This window comes from Streptomyces sp. NPDC044063 (genome assembly GCF_056434285.1).
Window position 1 is genome coordinate 45,696 of record NZ_JBWKFM010000007.1, and the last position, 15,739, is coordinate 61,434.

The following is a 15,739-nucleotide window of genomic DNA, read 5'->3' on the forward strand; positions in this document are numbered from 1 at the left end:
GCCTCGCCCGGGCGCGGCGGCTCCGTCGGCCCCTGCCCGCCCCGCCGCGCGGTGGGCTCCCTCGAATGGGTGATCCGTTTCACTCTGGGCGAGAGCGGGTGAGCGGTGCGTGATGGGCTCGGTAGCATCAAGCACCGGTCCGGAGGCGTGAGCCCACCGCCGGTCGAGGCTGCCGGAGGTGCCCATGAGCGCAGAGGCCACGAACGAAGGTGCTCCCGGCCGCAGGCGCGGCCGCCGTCTCGACCTGAGACGGCTCGGGCGGGCGGCGCTCGGCGGCTCGGGTGCCCGCGGCCGGCTCCCCGATGCCATCGACCACGTCGCCAAGGTCCACCGCGGCCACCATCCCGGCGCGGACCTCCGCATCCTCGGCCGCGCCTACGCCCTCGCCGAGTCCTCGCACCGGGGCCAGACCCGCAAGAGCGGCGAGCCGTACATCACCCACCCGCTGGCCGTCACCCTGATCCTGGCCGAACTGGGCGCGGAGACGACGACCTTGACCGCCTCCCTCCTCCACGACACCGTCGAGGACACCGAGGTGACGCTCGATCAGGTGGGCGCGCAGTTCGGCGAGGAGGTGCGCTTCCTGGTCGACGGCGTCACCAAGCTGGAGAAGGTCGACTACGGCGCCGCCGCCGAGCCCGAGACCTTCCGCAAGATGCTGGTGGCCACGGGCAACGACGTCCGTGTGATGTCCATCAAGCTCGCCGACCGGCTGCACAACATGCGCACGCTCGGCGTGATGCGCCCCGAGAAACAGGCCCGCATCGCCAAGGTCACCCGGGACGTCCTGATCCCGCTCGCCGAACGGCTCGGCGTCCAGGCGCTCAAGACCGAGCTGGAGGACCTGGTCTTCGCCGTCCTCCACCCCGAGGAGTACGCCCGCACCCGCGATCTGGTCCTCGCCCACAGCGGCCGCCCCGACCCCCTGCGGGCCACGGCCGCGCGGGTGCGGGCCGTCCTGCGCGAGGCGGGCATCGCCGCCGAAGTCCTCGTCCGCAGGCGCCACTTCGTCTCCGTCCACCGGGTCCTCCTCAAACGCGGCGAGCCGACCGGGTCCGACCTCGGCCGGCTGCTCGTGCTCGTCGCGGAGGACGCCGACTGCTACGCCGTGCTGGGCGAGCTCCACACCTGCTTCACCCCGTTCATCTCGGAGTTCAAGGACTTCATCGCGGCCCCGAAGTTCAACCTCTACCAGTCGCTGCACACCGCCGTCGCCGGGGAGGACGGCCACGCGGCCGAGGTGCTCATCCGCACCCACCAGATGCACCGGGTCGCCGAGGCGGGCGTCATCGCCCTGGGCAACCCCTACGCCGCCCCGGAGGCCCCCGACGCGGCCGACGGCGAGCGCGCCGACCCCACCGGCGAGCGCGCCGACCCCACCCGCCCCGGCTGGCTCTCCCGCCTGCTGGAGTGGCAGCGCGCCACCCCCGACCCCGACACCTTCTGGACCTCCCTGCGCGACGACCTCGCCCAGGACAGGGAGGTCACGGTCTTCCGCGCCGACGGCGGGACGATCGGACTCCCCGCCGGCTCCAGCTGTGTCGACGCGGCCTACACACAGTTCGGCGACGGCGCCCACCACTGCATCGGCGCCCGCGTCAACGGCCGCCTCGCCACGCTCAGCACGGTGCTGCGCGACGGCGACACACTGCACCTGCTGATGTCCTCCGACTCCGCCTCGGGGCCGTCGCCGGACTGGCTCGAACACGCCCGCACGCCGGCCGCCCGGATCGCCATCGGCCGCTGGCTGGCCGCCCACCCGGTCCCCGATCCCGTCGCCCCGGCGCCCGTGGCGCCGCCCGCCCCCGGGCCGCCCCGGCCCGTCCAGCGCTCCGGCGCCCCCGCCGCCGGGGGGCCGGTCGCCGTCGCCGAGGGCGAGAAGCCGCCCAGAGGAGGCGTGCGTCTGGCCGGCTGCTGCACGCCCGTGCCTCCCGACGAGATCACCGGCTTCGCCGTGCGCGGCGGGTCGGTGACCGTCCACCGCGCGCCCTGTCCCGTGGTCGACCGGATGACCGCCTCCGGCCGGCGGCCCGTGCGGGTGCGCTGGACCGGCCCCGGCGCCGAAGGGTCCGGCGACTACCGCGTCACCCTGCGTGCCGAGTCGTTCAGCAGGCCCCGGCTCCTCGCCGATCTGACCGAGGTCATCGCCGCCGGTGGTGCCGCCGTCATCTCCGCCGCCGTCGAGCCGCCGCACGAACAGCGCGTCCGGCACACGTACACCCTGCAGCTGCCGGACGCCTCCCTGCTGCCGGAGCTGATGCGGGCCATGCGGCGCGTGCCGGGCGTCTACGACGTCGAGCGGGCCGGCCGGGCGGTGGCGGCGGCGCCGTCGTAGCCACGTGGTCTTCCGGCCGAGTCGTCATGGGCGCGCACCGGGCGCCCCGTATGCCCAAAAAAGGGCCATACGACACTCCTCCCACCATCCGAAACGCTCGTAAGGGTGGGACGGCGTCGTGCCGCCACCGGTGGGCCGCGTGGCGCTGGTAGCCGTGGACGCATGCCGTACTCACCGGGGGGCCGCACCCCTCAGCGCTGTCAGTCCCTGCGCCGCCGTGCCGTCCTGGTCGCGGCCTCGGCCGCCCTGGTCCTGGGGGCCGCGGCGCCGCCCGCCCCGGTCCCCCTGGGGATCGGCGACCGGCTCTTCCCTCACCTGGGCAACCCCGGCTTCGACATCGCCGCCTACGACATCTCCTTCGTCTACCGGGCGAACAACCAGCCGCTCGACGCCGTGACCAGGATCGTCGCCCGTGCCGGCACCCGGCTGGAGCGCTTCAACCTGGACTTCACCCACGGCACGATCGGCGCGCTGGAGGTCGACGGGGCCCGGGCGGAGTACGCGGCCGCCGGGGAGGACGTGGTCGTCACCCCGGCGAAGCCGGTGGCGGCCGGTGCCTCGTTCACCGTCACCGTCCACCACACCAGCGACCCGCGCGGCGACGGCGACGGCGGCTGGGTGCCCACCACGGACGGCCTGGTCATGGCCAACCAGGCCGACGCCGGACACCGCGTCTTCCCCGGCAACGACCACCCCTCCGACAAGGCGCTGTTCACCTTCCGCGTCACCGCCCCCAAGGACCTCACGGTCGTCGCCAACGGCCGGCCCGCCGGGCGCACCACCGAGGGGGAGAACACCACCTGGGTCTACCGCACCCTCCACCCCATGGCCACCGAGCTCGCCCAGGTCGCCATCGGCCGCTCCGCCGTGCCCCAGCGCTCCGGCCCGCACGGCCTCCCGCTGCGTGACGTGGTGCCCGCGGAGGACCAGAAGGAGCTGGACGCCTGGACGACGAAGACCCCCGCCCACGTCTCCTGGATGGAGGGCAAGGTCGGCCCGTACCCCTTCGAGAGCTACGGCGTGCTCATCGCCGGCGCCACCACCGGCTTCGAGCTGGAGACCCAGACCCTCTCCCTCTTCGAGCGCGACCTCTTCCTCAAGCCCGGCTTCCCCGCCTGGTACATCGAGTCGGTCATGGTCCACGAGCTCGCCCACCAGTGGTTCGGCAACAGTGTCAGCCCGCGCCAGTGGTCGGACCTGTGGCTCAACGAGGGGCACGCCACCTGGTACGAGTCGCTGTACGCGGAGGAGAAGGCCGGCCGCAGGCTGCAGGACCGCATGCGCGCCGCCTACGGGCTCTCCGACCAGTGGCGCGCCGAGGGCGGCCCGCCGGCCGCCCCCAAGGGGGCGACGCCCGGCAAGAAGATCAGCATCTTCCGCCCGGTCGTCTACGACGGCAGCGCGCTCGTCCTCTACGCGCTGCGGCAGCGGATCGGCACGGCCGCCTTCGACCGCCTGGAGCGTGCCTGGGTCTCCCGCTACCGCGACTCCGTCGCCACCACGGCCGATTTCGTCGCCCTCGCCTCCGAGATCTCGGGCCGCGATCAGTCGGGCTTCCTGAAGCCCTGGCTGTACGGCGCCAAGACCCCGCCGATGCCCGGCCACCCCGACTGGAAGGCGGCCCCGCGGAAACCCGCGTGACGGCCCGGCGGGGGCGTGGGACCATCGACGGGTCGGCGGGGCCGCCGGCCCCGGGAATCTCCGGGGGCCGCGGGACGTTGCCGACGGTGCGGGCCCTCCACCCGGGGGCCCGGGTACCGACGACGTAAAGGATCAAATGACCTCCTCTTCTTCCCTTCCGCAGGACCGGCAGAGCCTCCCGGAGAGCCTTCGGGCCGACGCCCTGATGGAAGAGGACGTCGCCTGGAGCCACGAGATCGACGGGGAGCGCGACGGCGATCAGTACGACCGCTCCGAGCGCGCGGCGCTTCGGCGCGTGGCGGGTCTCTCCACCGAGCTGGAGGACGTCACAGAGGTCGAGTACCGGCAGCTGCGTCTGGAGCGCGTAGTGCTGGTCGGCGTATGGACGTCCGGCACCGCGCAGGACGCGGACAACTCCCTGGCGGAGCTGGCCGCGCTCGCGGAGACCGCGGGCGCCATGGTGCTCGACGGTGTCGTCCAGCGCCGCGACAAGCCGGACCCGGCCACGTACATCGGCTCGGGCAAGGCCCAGGAGCTCCGTGACATCGTCCTGGAGACCGGTGCCGACACCGTCGTGTGCGACGGTGAGCTCAGCCCCGGCCAGCTGATCCACCTCGAGGACGTCGTCAAGGTCAAGGTGGTCGACCGGACCGCCCTGATCCTCGACATCTTCGCCCAGCACGCCAAGTCCCGCGAGGGCAAGGCGCAGGTCTCGCTGGCCCAGATGCAGTACATGCTGCCCCGGCTGCGCGGCTGGGGTCAGTCGCTGTCCCGGCAGATGGGTGGTGGTGGCTCCGGCTCGTCCGGCGGCGGCATGGCCACCCGTGGTCCCGGTGAGACCAAGATCGAGACGGACCGGCGCCGGATTCGCGAGAAGATGGCGAAGATGCGCCGGGAGATCGCGGAGATGAAGACCGGCCGCGACATCAAGCGCCAGGAGCGCCGGCGGAACAAGATCCCCTCGGTCGCCATCGCGGGTTACACCAACGCCGGCAAGTCCTCCCTGCTCAACCGCCTCACCGGCGCGGGCGTGCTGGTGGAGAACGCCCTGTTCGCCACCCTGGACCCGACCGTGCGCCGGGCCGAGACCCCCTCGGGCCGGATCTACACCCTCGCCGACACCGTCGGCTTCGTCCGGCACCTGCCGCACCACCTGGTCGAGGCGTTCCGCTCCACGATGGAGGAGGTCGGCGACTCCGACCTGATCCTCCACGTGGTCGACGGCGCGCACCCGGACCCGGAGGAGCAGCTGGCGGCCGTCCGCGAGGTGATCCGGGACGTCGGCGCGGTGGACGTGCCCGAGATCGTCGTGATCAACAAGGCGGACGCGGCCGACCCGCTCGTCCTCCAGCGGCTGATGCGCATCGAGAAGCACTCCATCGCGGTCTCGGCGCGCACGGGCGAGGGCATCGAGGAGCTGCTGGCGCTGATCGACAGCGAGCTGCCGCGGCCCGCCGTGGAGATCGAGGCGCTCGTGCCGTACACGCACGGCTCCCTGGTCGCGCGGGTGCACGCCGACGGCGAGGTGATCTCCGAGGAGCACACCCCGGAGGGCACGCTGATCAAGGCGCGGGTCCACGAGGAGCTCGCCGCCGAGCTCCAGCGGTACGCGCCCGCCGCGCGCGCCTGAGCGCGCGTCCCAAACGCGCGGAAGGCCCGCACCGACGACTGTCGGTGCGGGCCTTCCGGCTTCGGCGCCCCGAAGGGGCGCGGGGAACCATGCGCGCTAGCGCTTGTTGGCGAACTTCCGGCTGAGCGCGTCGTAGACGCCCTTGGCCTCGGGGCCCAGGCGCGGGCCGGCCAGCCAGGTGCTGTTGGACGGGCCGATCGAGGTGTTGGACACCAGCACGGCCTTGCCGTCCGGGCCCGGGGCGAACCAGCCGCCGCCGGAGGAGCCGCCGGTCATCGTGCAGCCGATGCGGTACATGGTCGGCTGCGACGGCTCGATGGTCAGCCGGCTCGGCTTGTCGATGCAGTCGTACATCTTCTGGCCGTCGAAGGGCGGCGCGGCCGGGTAGCCCCAGGCGCCCATGCTCTGGATCGACTTCACCTGCGGCGTGCTGAAGTCGACCGTCAGGGCGTTGCCGACCGTCTCCTCCAGCGACTTGCCGTTGCCGTTCTCCGACTTCACGTGCAGCACGGAGAAGTCGTACGGGGCGCCCGCGCCACCGGTCTCGGCGCCCTGGGTGATCCACTGGCTGGAGGTCTGCGCCCAGTCGGCCCACCACACGCCGTACGGCGCGACGTCGGTCACCGGCGCGGAGTTGACCTGCGAGGCCGGCAGGCCCTTGTCGTTGTACGACGGGACGAAGGCGATGTTGCGGTACCAGCCGCCCTTCTTGCCGGCGTGGACGCAGTGGCCCGCGGTCCAGACCATGTTGGACTTGCCGGGGTGTGCCGGGTCCTTGACGACGGTCGCCGAGCAGACCATGTGGCCCTCGGGACTGTCGAAGAACACCTTGCCCACCGGGGCCGCGTTGTTGTGGTACGGCAGGTTGACGGCCTTGGCCTGCACCGGGCGCGGCACGGGGTCCGTGACGCCCTCGTCGCTGGCGCTGCCGCCGCCCGGCACGCCGCCCGGGGCGCCCTGGGTGGAGAGCGTCTTGTCGCTGGACCGGGCGTCCTTCATCGTGTCGGGCTTCCAGTGGCCCTCGATGATCGGGTTGATGAAGTCCCGGGCCTCACGGAGCCACTGCTCCTTGTCCCAGTTCTTCCAGGCGCCGTCCTTCCACTTCTTCTTCCACTTCTCGAGCTCCTGGCTCGGGATGCCCTTCGGCAGGCTGGGGAGGTCGTCTCCCTGCTGGCTCGCGGCCGCGCTGGGCTTGGTGTCGCCGCCCGAGGCCTTGTCGTCGGACGGACCGCACGCGGTGGCGGTCAGCGCCAACGCGGCGGTGAGTGCGGCGGCGGCCAGGGCCGGCCGGCGTGTCGATGGCATGGAGTGGACTCCCCCTGTGATCTGTACCAGTTGTGGACGAATGCCCGCTGTGCGCGCGGAATGATGTGAACTTGTCATGCACCGCCCCGGCGAGGGGCAGGGCCACACTATGCCGGTGCCGGGAGAGACGGACGGGGGCGGGTGGGCGGTTCCGGCGCGAAGGATCTTGGTTCCGGTACGAAGGATCTTGGTTCCGGAGCGAAGGAACTTGTGTTCCGGCCGTGATCCGCAGCTCGTGGCGTCGTTGGTACGTACGGGGGACACCCGACCGTCGTTCAGCGGCAGGAGGAGGCAACCGAGCCGTGGCCCTGACCCAACTACCGCCGCCCGTACCGCCCGGCGCCCCGGCCGGCCACGAAGGCATCCTGCGCCGCCAGGCCGCACGCGAGTCGGCGGCCCGTACGTACGCCCGCTCGCTGCCGATCGTCCCCGTCCGCGCCCGCGGACTGACGATCGAAGGGGCCGACGGCCGCCGCTACCTCGACTGCCTCTCCGGCGCGGGGACGCTCGCCCTCGGCCACAACCACCCCGTGGTGCTCGAAGCCATCCGCTCCGTCCTCGACTCCGGCGCCCCCCTCCACGTCCTGGACCTCGCCACGCCGGTCAAGGACGAGTTCACGAGCGAGCTGTTCGCCACCCTGCCGCCGCGGCTGGCCGCGTCGGCCCGCGTCCAGTTCTGCGGACCGGCCGGCACCGACGCGGTCGAGGCCGCCCTCAAGCTCGTCCGCAACGCCACCGGCCGCGACGGGCTGCTGGCCTTCTCCGGCGCCTACCACGGCATGACCGCCGGGGCCCTCGCCGTCTCCGGCCGCGCGCCGAGCGTGCGCGTCACCCGGCTGCCCTTCCCGCAGGACTACCGCTGCCCCTTCGGCGTCGGCGGCGAGACCGGCGAGCGGCTGGCGGCCCACTGGACGGAGAGCCTGCTCGACGACCCCGCGAGCGGCGTCCCCGCCCCGGCCGGGATGATCGTCGAACCCGTGCAGGGCGAGGGCGGCGTGCTGCCCGCCCCCGACGGCTGGCTCCGCCGCATGCGCGAGATCACCGCGGCCCGCGGCATCCCGCTGATCGCCGACGAGGTGCAGACCGGCGTCGGCCGCACCGGCGCCTTCTGGGCCGTCGAGCACAGCGGGATCGTCCCCGACGTGATGGTCCTCTCCAAGGCCATCGGCGGCAGCCTCCCCCTCGCCGTCGTCGTCTACCGCGAGGAGCTCGACACCTGGCGGCCCGGCGACCACGCCGGCACCTTCCGCGGCAACCAGCTCGCCATGGCCGCCGGCACCGCCACCCTGCGCCACGTCCGGGAGAACGGGCTCGCCGAGCGGGCCGCCACCCTCGGCGCGCGCATGCTCGACCGGCTGCGCCCGCTGGCCGCCGAATACGACTGCGTGGCTGAGGTGCGCGGCCGGGGACTGATGATCGGCGTCGAGTTCGTCGACCCCGAGTCGGCGGCACCCGGCGCCCCCGGGCCCGGCGGCCCCGGCCCGTACGAGACCGGTCCGTGCGATGCCGGTCCGCACGAGACCGGTCCGCACGAGACCGGTCCGTGCGATGCCGGGCCGCACGACACCGCTCCGCACCACGGGGGCCCGTACGACGCCCGTCGTCATGGTGCCGGGCCGCTGCCCGCCGCCCCCGGGCCGGCCGCCGCCGTCCAGCGGGAGTGCCTGCGCCGCGGCCTCATCGTCGAGCTGGGCGGCCGCCACTCCTGCGTGGTCCGTCTCCTGCCGCCCCTGACCATCACCGACGAGCAGGCGGACGCCGTCCTCGACCGCCTGGCCGACGCCGTCGCCGCGGTCGCCCGTTCCGGCCGACGCATCCCCACCCCTCGCACGCCGAAGGAGGCAGGCGCCGCGACCCCGGCCGGAACGCCGTGCAGCAGCGCGCCGCACACCGCATGAACGCGTCCCGCCCCACCGAGGCGTCCCCGGCCGCGCCCCCCGTGGTGCCCCGCCCGGGCGGTCACCGCGCCGCCCCGACCGGCGTCCCCGCCGCGGCCACCATCCCGTCCGCCCTGCCGGACCGGCCCGAGCCGCTGGACGACCCCGACCCCCGCGCGGCCGCCGACGCCGCCGCCGTCGAGAACCTGCTGCGCTGCTGGGTGCGCGAGAACGACATCCCGCGCCCCCACGGCGACATCCTCTACCTCCCGCTCAACGCCTCCGGCATCCCGCTCAGCGTCCCCGTGCGCTACTGGTCCCGCACCGGCTGGCACCGCTTCGGCACGGTCACCCTCACGGGCGGTCCCGACGACGCCCCGGCCTTCGACGCCGTCACCCTGGCCGCCCTGCTCGGCCGCGAGGCCGCCCACCGGGCCGCCCAGGCCGGCCACCCGCCCACCGACGAGGGCGCCGAGCTCGTCGCCCGGGTCGCCGACTCGGCCCGGCGCACGGCCGTCTTCCTCGCCGACCGGCGCGCGGCCCCCGCCGACCCCGGCGACGACGCCCTCTTCCTCCACGCCGAGCAGTCCCTGCTGCTCGGCCACCCCCTCCACCCCGCGCCCAAGAGCCGCGAGGGCCTGTCCGAGGCCGAGACGGCCGGCTTCTCGCCCGAGACGCGGGGCGGCTTCCCGCTGCACTGGTTCGCCGTCGACCGCTCCGTCCTGGCCGCCGACTCCGCCTGGACCGAGCGCGGCCGCGCCGTCGACGCGCCCACCCTGACCGCCCGCCTCGCCGGGCCCGTCCTGGAACGCTCCCTCCCGTCCGGCACCGTCGCGCTCCCGGTCCATCCCTGGCAGGCCCGCGACCTCCGGCACCGCCCCGACGCCGCCCGCCTCTTCGACGCCGGCCTGCTGCACGACCTCGGCGTCCACGGCGACCCCTGGTACGCCACCTCCTCCGTGCGCACCGCCCACCGGCCCGGTGCGCCGGCCATGCTGAAGTTCTCCCTCGGTCTGCGCGTCACCAATTCCCGCCGGGAGAACCTCCGCAAGGAGCTGCGGCGCGGTGTCGAGGTGCACCGGCTGCTGCGCAGCGGCGTCGCCGAGCGCTGGCGGGCGGCCTGCCCCGGCGGCCTCGGCTTCGACATCGTCCGCGACCCCGCCTGGCTCGCGGTCGACACCCCCGAGGGCACCCCGCTGCGCGGCGCCGACGTCGTCGTCCGGCACAACCCCTTCGGCCCCGGCGACGACGCCGTCTGCGTCGCCGGGCTCGTCTCGCCCCGCCCCTGGCCCGGCACGGCCACGCCCGCCGGACAGCCCGCCATGAGCTCGCGCCTCGCCGACATCGTCGGCCGGCTCGCCTTCCGTACGGGCCGGCCCGCCGGAGCCGTCGCCGCCGAGTGGTTCCTGCGCTATCTGGACGCGATCGTCCGGCCGTTGCTGTGGCTCGACGGCGAGATGGGCATCGCGCTGGAGGCCCACCAGCAGAACACCCTCGTCCTTCTCGACGGTGACGGCTGGCCCGTCGGCGGCCGTTACCGCGACAACCAGGGTTACTACTTCCGGGAGTCCCACCGCGCCGCGCTCGACGGGCTGCTGTCCGGCATCGGCCGGGAGAGCGACACCTTCGTGGCGGACGACGTCGCCGACGAGCGCTTCGGCTACTACCTCGGCATCAACAACCTCCTCGGCCTGATCGGCGCCTTCGGCTCCCAGCGCCTGGCCGACGAGGAGGTGCTGCTGGCCGCCCTGCGCAGCTTCCTCAAGGACACCCTCTCCGGTTCGTCCCCCACCCGGTCGGCGCTCCCCGCCCGCCTGCTGGACCCGCCCACCCTGCGCTGCAAGGCCAACCTCCTCACCAGGCTGCGCGGCCTGGACGAGCTCGTGGGGCCGGTCGACACCCAGTCCGTGTACGTGACGGTCACCAACCCCCTCGCGGCACCGGCGGGGTGAGGCGGAATGAGCACGGACGGCACCGGCGCCGACGCCGGATTCGGGACCGACACCGGATCAGGGGCCGGCTCCGGATCCGGGGCGGCGGACCTCGTCGACACGCTTGAGCTACCCCTCGAACTGCCACTGACGCCCGAGCTCATCGAGCTCATGGACCGCGAGCGGCGGGGCGCCCCCGTCCTGCCGCCCGCCCCCGATCTGCTCGACGGCGTCGCCTTCTGGGGGTCCGTCGGCACGGATGCCGGACCGTTCCTGCTGATGCCGGTCGACCTCGGGCGCGACCTCGGGCTGCTCAGCCGGTGGATGAACGATCCGGCGGTCGCGGCCTTCTGGGGGCTGGCCGGTACGGAGGAGGTGACCGCGCGGCACCTGCGTGCCCAGCTCGACGGGGACGGCCGCAGCGTGCCCTGCCTGGGGGTGCTCGACGGCGTCCCCATGAGCTACTGGGAGATCTACCGCGCGGACCTCGACCCCCTCGCCCGCTACTACCCCTCCCGCCCGCACGACACCGGCCTCCACCTCCTGCTGGGCAACGTGACCGACCGGGGGAGGGGGCTGGGCACGCTCCTGCTGCGGACGGTCGCCGACCTCGTCCTGGACCGCCGTCCGGCCTGCGGCCGGGTCGTCGGGGAGCCCGATCTGCGCAACACGCCCTCCCTGGCAGCCTTCCTGGGAGCGGGCTTCCGCCTGACCGGCGAGGTGCGGCTGCCCGACAAGCACGCGGCCGTGATGATCCGCGACCGGGCGTTGCGCGGGCTGCTGTGACGCACCATGCCGTGGGGCGACGTGCTGTGACAGGTGTGGCGCGCGGTGTGACGGTGCCCCCGGGCGACGCGCGCCGCGGGCGGGCCGGAGGCGGCCGGTGGCGGGTCGGTGGCGGCCCGGGTGGCGCGATCACGGCCCGCGATGTCAGTGCCGCCCCGTAGGCTGACATCGCTATGACTGCCACCTCGCCTACTCTCACCGATCTGCTGCACGCGGCCGTCTCCGCCGTCGGGGGCACCGAGCGGCCCGGCCAGGTCGCCATGGCCGAAGCCGTCGCCGCGGCCATCGACGGCAATTCCCACCTGCTCGTGCAGGCGGGCACCGGCACCGGCAAGTCGCTCGGCTATCTCGTCCCGGCCCTGGCGCACGGCGAGCGCGTGGTCGTCGCCACGGCGACGCTCGCGCTGCAGCGGCAGCTCGTCGAGCGCGACCTCCCGCGCACGGTCGACGCGCTGCACCCCCTGCTGCGCCGCCGCCCGGAGTTCGCCATGCTCAAGGGCCGCTCCAACTACCTCTGCCTCCACCGGCTGCACGAGGGCGTGCCGCAGGACGAGGAGGACGGGCTGTTCGACCCCCTGGAGACGGCGGCGCCGACCAGCAAGCTCGGCAAGGACCTGCTGCGGCTGCGCGACTGGGCGGACGAGACCGAGACGGGCGACCGGGACGATCTCACCCCCGGCGTCTCCGACCGCGCGTGGTCGCAGGTGTCCGTCACCTCCCGGGAGTGCCTGGGCGCCTCCAAGTGCGCGTACGGAGCCGAGTGCTTCGCCGAGGCGGCGCGGGAGCGGGCCAAGCTGGCGGAGGTCGTGGTCACCAACCACGCCCTGCTCGCGATCGACGCGATCGAGGGCGCCCCCGTGCTGCCCGGCCATGAGGTGCTGATCGTCGACGAGGCCCACGAGCTGGTCTCCCGGGTCACCGGCGTGGCCACCGGCGAGCTCACCCCGGGGCAGGTCAATCGTGCCGTGCGGCGGGCCGCCAAGCTGGTGGACGAGAAGGCGGCGGACGCCCTGCAGACCGCGGCCGAGAGCTTCGAGCGGCTGATGGAGCTGGCCCTGCCCGGGCGGCTCGAGGAGATCCCGGAGGACCTGGGCTACTGCCTGATGGCTCTGCGTGACGCCGCGCGTACGGTCATCACGGCGATCGGCAACACCCGCGACAAGTCGGTCCAGGACGAGGACGCGGTCCGCAAGCAGGCGCTGGCGTCCGTGGAGAACATCCACGCGGTGGCCGAGCGGATCGTGGCGGGCTCGGAGTACGACGTCGTCTGGTACGAACGGCACGACCGTTTCGGCGCGTCCTTGCGGGTGGCGCCGCTCTCGGTGTCGGGGCTGCTGCGGGAGAAGCTCTTCCACGAGCGCTCCGTGGTGCTCACCTCCGCCACGCTCAAGCTGGGCGGCGACTTCAACGGCGTGGGCGCCTCCCTGGGCCTGGCGCCCGAGGGCGTCGAGGGGGAGGACCTCCCCGAGTGGAAGGGCGTCGACGTCGGCTCGCCGTTCGACTATCCCAAGCAGGGCATCCTCTACGTCGCGCGGCATCTGGCCCAGCCCGGGCGCGAGGGCACCCGGAGCGACATGCTCGACGAGCTGGCGGAGCTGGTGGAGGCCGCCGGCGGGCGGACGCTCGGGCTGTTCTCGTCGATGCGGGCCGCGCAGGCGGCCGCCGAGGAGCTGCGCGGCCGGCTCGACGTGCCGATCCTGCTGCAGGGCGAGGAGACGCTGGGCGAGCTCATCCGGACCTTCGCGGCCGACCCCCGGACGTGCCTGTTCGGCACGCTCTCGCTGTGGCAGGGCGTGGACGTCCCCGGGTCGAGCTGCCAGCTGGTCGTCATGGACCGGGTGCCGTTCCCGCGGCCGGACGATCCGCTGATGAGCGCCCGGCAGCGGGCGGTGGAGGAGGGCGGGGGCAACGGCTTCATGGCCGTCGCGGCGACGCACGCCGCCCTGCTGATGGCCCAGGGCGCGGGCCGTCTCGTACGGGCCTCGGGCGACCGGGGCGTCGTGGCGGTGCTCGATCCCCGGCTGGCGACCGCGCGCTACGGCGGCTTCCTGCGGTCCTCGCTGCCCGACTTCTGGTACACCACGGACCGTAACCAGGCGCGGCGCTCGCTGGCCGCGATCGACGCGGCGGCGAAGGCCGAGGGCCGATAGGGCCGCTGAGCGGAGCCCCGGACGCAGAAGAGCCCCGGAACCGGTAGGACGTTCCGGGGCCCGACCGTGCGGTGGGTGTTCAGACCCGCCGCAGGACCGCCACGACCTTGCCCAGGATGGTGGCGTCGTCGCCGGGAATGGGCTGGTAGGCGGCGTTGTGCGGGAGCAGCCAGACATGGCCGTCCTCGCGCTTGAACCGCTTGACCGTGGCCTCGCCGTCGAGCATGGCGGCGACGATGTCGCCGTTCTCCGCGACCGGCTGGCGGCGCACCGTGACCCAGTCGCCGTCGCAGATCGCGGCCTCGATCATGGAGTCGCCGACCACCTTGAGGACGAACAGCTCACCGTCGCCCACCAGTTGGCGGGGGAGGGGGAAGACGTCCTCGACGGACTCCTCGGCCAGGATGGGGCCACCGGCGGCGATGCGGCCGACCAGGGGAACGTACGACGCGGCGGGCTTGCCCGAGGTGTCGGTGGGCTGGGTGCTCGGCTGGTCGGAGCCGCGCACCTCGTAGGCGCGGGGGCGGTGCGGGTCCCGGCGCAGGAAGCCCTTGCGCTCCAGCGCCATGAGCTGGTGGGCGACGGAAGAGGTGCTGGACAGCCCCACCGCCTGGCCGATCTCGCGCATGGAGGGTGGGTACCCGCGGCGCTGGACGGAGTCCCGGATGACCTCGATCACGCGCCGCTGCCGGTCGGTGAGGCCGGAGCTGTCGGCCCGGATGCCGGGTGGCCTTCCGGGGAGCGAGCGGGCCGGCTTCTGCCCCTCGGCGTTCATGGCTGCGTCATTCATCGGGTGTGCCTGGTCGAGTCGGTTCTGGGAGCGGTCCTGGGCGGTGATGGTGGCGCTGTCTGCGGTGGTGGTCACGTCGGCCCCTCTCGAAATGTTCTCCCTAGCTGGACAACGGTAGTTGCTTTCGAAAGGTTGCGCCAAACACACGTTCGAGTGAAATATCGAGGATCGCCTGACGCGATCAAGGGGAAGGGTGTACGAGCGGGGGATCAATTCGCCCCATTACGGTAACCTTCGGTGCGAAGTCCGCCGAGGGTGGGTCGGAGGGTCCCAGGAGTCCCGGCCGGCCCGGAATCGGTGGGTCCGAGGGTGTCCCGCGGGATCGCCGCGCCCTGGGTCCAGTGTGTCACCCGTGCGTCCATGACCCGCCCCCGGGCTCCTCCAGGGCCCCTCGTGGGCCCTTTCCGCGGGTGTGCGGCGGCCCTCCGGCGGTGTGCGGCGCCGCGACACGCTCCGGGTGTCGGTTGGCCCCCTGGCACCAGATCTAGTGCTTTGATGGCGACGGCTACCCACAAGTTGTGGTCGGCGCCCCCTCCTGGTCAATCCCAGTGGTGGCCATCGCCTATGCTTGGGGGCCTGCCCGGCGGGACCCCACAGGGGTGTCCGCCGGAGCCTGAGGCGTACGTGATCGCGGAGCCTGAGGCGTACGTGGTTTTCGAGGTCCTCGAGGGTGAAGGAGGGTGGAGAGCGATGCACTGCCCCTTCTGCAGGCACCCCGACAGTCGAGTCGTCGACAGCCGGACCACCGATGACGGCTGTTCGATCCGCAGGCGCCGCCAGTGTCCCGACTGCGCCCGCCGGTTCACCACGGTGGAGACCGCGTCACTCATGGTGATCAAGCGGAGCGGGGTCACCGAGCCGTTCAGCCGCACCAAGGTCATCTCCGGGGTGCGCAAGGCGTGCCAGGGCCGGCCGGTCACCGAGGACGCACTGGCCCAGCTCGGCCAGCGGGTCGAGGAGGCGGTGCGCGCCACGGGCAGCGCCGAGCTGTCCACCCATGACGTCGGGCTCGCCATACTCGGCCCGCTCAAGGACCTGGACCTCGTCGCCTACCTGCGCTTCGCGTCCGTGTACCAGGCGTTCGACTCGCTCGAGGACTTCGAGGCCGCCGTCGCCGAGCTCCGCGCGGGCATGTGCCGCGCCGATGAGTGCGACGACGCCGCGACGGCCGTGTGCGGTCGCGCCGGCGCCGGAGTTCCCGCGCCCACGCCGGCCGCCGAGTAGCGGCCACCAGAAGACTTGCCCGGCGCGCCCCGCGCGACCGGGTGCCAGAACACATCGCGCCCCGGAAGAA

Annotated in this window: 10 protein-coding genes; 8 read left to right on the forward strand and 2 right to left on the reverse strand. The window is 73.6% G+C overall.

Going from position 1 to position 15,739, the window contains the following annotated elements:
* Nucleotides 1-184: 184 nt before the first annotated feature.
* The 3 genes from AC07BS_RS11305 (at nucleotide 185) to hflX (ending at nucleotide 5,606) form a co-directional block, all read left to right on the forward strand.
* Entirely contained in the window at nucleotides 185-2,335 is a 2,151-nt protein-coding gene (locus tag AC07BS_RS11305) for a RelA/SpoT family protein (RefSeq protein WP_478641002.1), read from the forward strand.
* Between the two features lie 162 nt (nucleotides 2,336-2,497).
* A complete protein-coding gene (locus AC07BS_RS11310; RefSeq protein WP_478641000.1) occupies nucleotides 2,498-3,976 on the forward strand; it encodes a M1 family metallopeptidase in 1,479 nt (492 codons plus the stop codon).
* A gap of 136 nt (nucleotides 3,977-4,112) precedes the next feature.
* Nucleotides 4,113-5,606, forward strand: a complete 1,494-nt coding sequence (gene hflX, locus AC07BS_RS11315; RefSeq protein WP_478640999.1) for a GTPase HflX — start codon at nucleotides 4,113-4,115, stop codon at nucleotides 5,604-5,606.
* 96 nt (nucleotides 5,607-5,702) lie between these two features.
* Here hflX and AC07BS_RS11320 read toward each other — a convergent pair whose 3' ends face one another.
* Nucleotides 5,703-6,911 carry a trypsin-like serine peptidase gene (locus AC07BS_RS11320; protein WP_478640997.1) on the reverse strand — a complete coding sequence of 403 codons (1,209 nt, stop codon included), beginning with the start codon at nucleotides 6,909-6,911 and terminating at the stop codon, nucleotides 5,703-5,705.
* A gap of 302 nt (nucleotides 6,912-7,213) precedes the next feature.
* On the opposite strand from AC07BS_RS11320, the gene AC07BS_RS11325 reads away from it, so the two are divergent.
* The 4 genes from AC07BS_RS11325 (at nucleotide 7,214) to AC07BS_RS11340 (ending at nucleotide 13,655) form a co-directional block, all read left to right on the forward strand.
* The gene (locus AC07BS_RS11325; RefSeq protein ID WP_478931530.1) at nucleotides 7,214-8,809 is read left to right on the forward strand and encodes a diaminobutyrate--2-oxoglutarate transaminase family protein; all 1,596 of its coding nucleotides are present in this window, start codon (nucleotides 7,214-7,216) and stop codon (nucleotides 8,807-8,809) included.
* A complete protein-coding gene (locus AC07BS_RS11330; protein WP_478931532.1) occupies nucleotides 8,806-10,740 on the forward strand; it encodes an IucA/IucC family protein in 1,935 nt (644 codons plus the stop codon). Before AC07BS_RS11325 ends, AC07BS_RS11330 begins: the two co-directional genes overlap by 4 nt.
* A 6-nt stretch (nucleotides 10,741-10,746) precedes the next feature.
* The gene (locus AC07BS_RS11335) at nucleotides 10,747-11,505 is read left to right on the forward strand and encodes a GNAT family N-acetyltransferase (protein WP_478931534.1); all 759 of its coding nucleotides are present in this window, start codon (nucleotides 10,747-10,749) and stop codon (nucleotides 11,503-11,505) included.
* 173 nt (nucleotides 11,506-11,678) lie between these two features.
* Nucleotides 11,679-13,655, forward strand: coding sequence for an ATP-dependent DNA helicase (locus AC07BS_RS11340; RefSeq protein WP_478640990.1), 1,977 nt, complete (start codon nucleotides 11,679-11,681; stop codon nucleotides 13,653-13,655).
* Nucleotides 13,656-13,734: 79 nt separating this feature from the next.
* Here the strand turns inward: AC07BS_RS11340 and lexA are convergent, their stop codons facing one another.
* Complete coding sequence (lexA, locus tag AC07BS_RS11345) at nucleotides 13,735-14,520, reverse strand: transcriptional repressor LexA (protein WP_086570154.1); 786 nt, start codon at nucleotides 14,518-14,520, stop codon at nucleotides 13,735-13,737.
* 615 nt (nucleotides 14,521-15,135) lie between these two features.
* Here lexA and nrdR point away from each other — a divergent pair.
* Nucleotides 15,136-15,669, forward strand: a complete 534-nt coding sequence (gene nrdR / locus AC07BS_RS11350; protein WP_478640988.1) for a transcriptional regulator NrdR — start codon at nucleotides 15,136-15,138, stop codon at nucleotides 15,667-15,669.
* The last annotated feature ends 70 nt before the right edge of the window (nucleotides 15,670-15,739 follow it).

What these genes read in the sequence shown, in the direction of transcription:
- AC07BS_RS11340 (WP_478640990.1), top strand. Translation starts at nt 11,679, where the DNA reads ATGACTGCCACCTCGCCTACTCTCACCGATCTGCTGCACGCGGCCGTC.
- hflX (WP_478640999.1), top strand. Translation starts at nt 4,113, where the DNA reads ATGACCTCCTCTTCTTCCCTTCCGCAGGACCGGCAGAGCCTCCCGGAG.
- AC07BS_RS11320 (WP_478640997.1), bottom strand. Translation starts at nt 6,911, where the DNA reads ATGCCATCGACACGCCGGCCGGCCCTGGCCGCCGCCGCACTCACCGCC.
- nrdR (WP_478640988.1), top strand. Translation starts at nt 15,136, where the DNA reads ATGCACTGCCCCTTCTGCAGGCACCCCGACAGTCGAGTCGTCGACAGC.
- AC07BS_RS11305 (WP_478641002.1), top strand. Translation starts at nt 185, where the DNA reads ATGAGCGCAGAGGCCACGAACGAAGGTGCTCCCGGCCGCAGGCGCGGC.
- AC07BS_RS11310 (WP_478641000.1), top strand. Translation starts at nt 2,498, where the DNA reads ATGCCGTACTCACCGGGGGGCCGCACCCCTCAGCGCTGTCAGTCCCTG.
- AC07BS_RS11330 (WP_478931532.1), top strand. Translation starts at nt 8,806, where the DNA reads ATGAACGCGTCCCGCCCCACCGAGGCGTCCCCGGCCGCGCCCCCCGTG.
- AC07BS_RS11335 (WP_478931534.1), top strand. Translation starts at nt 10,747, where the DNA reads ATGAGCACGGACGGCACCGGCGCCGACGCCGGATTCGGGACCGACACC.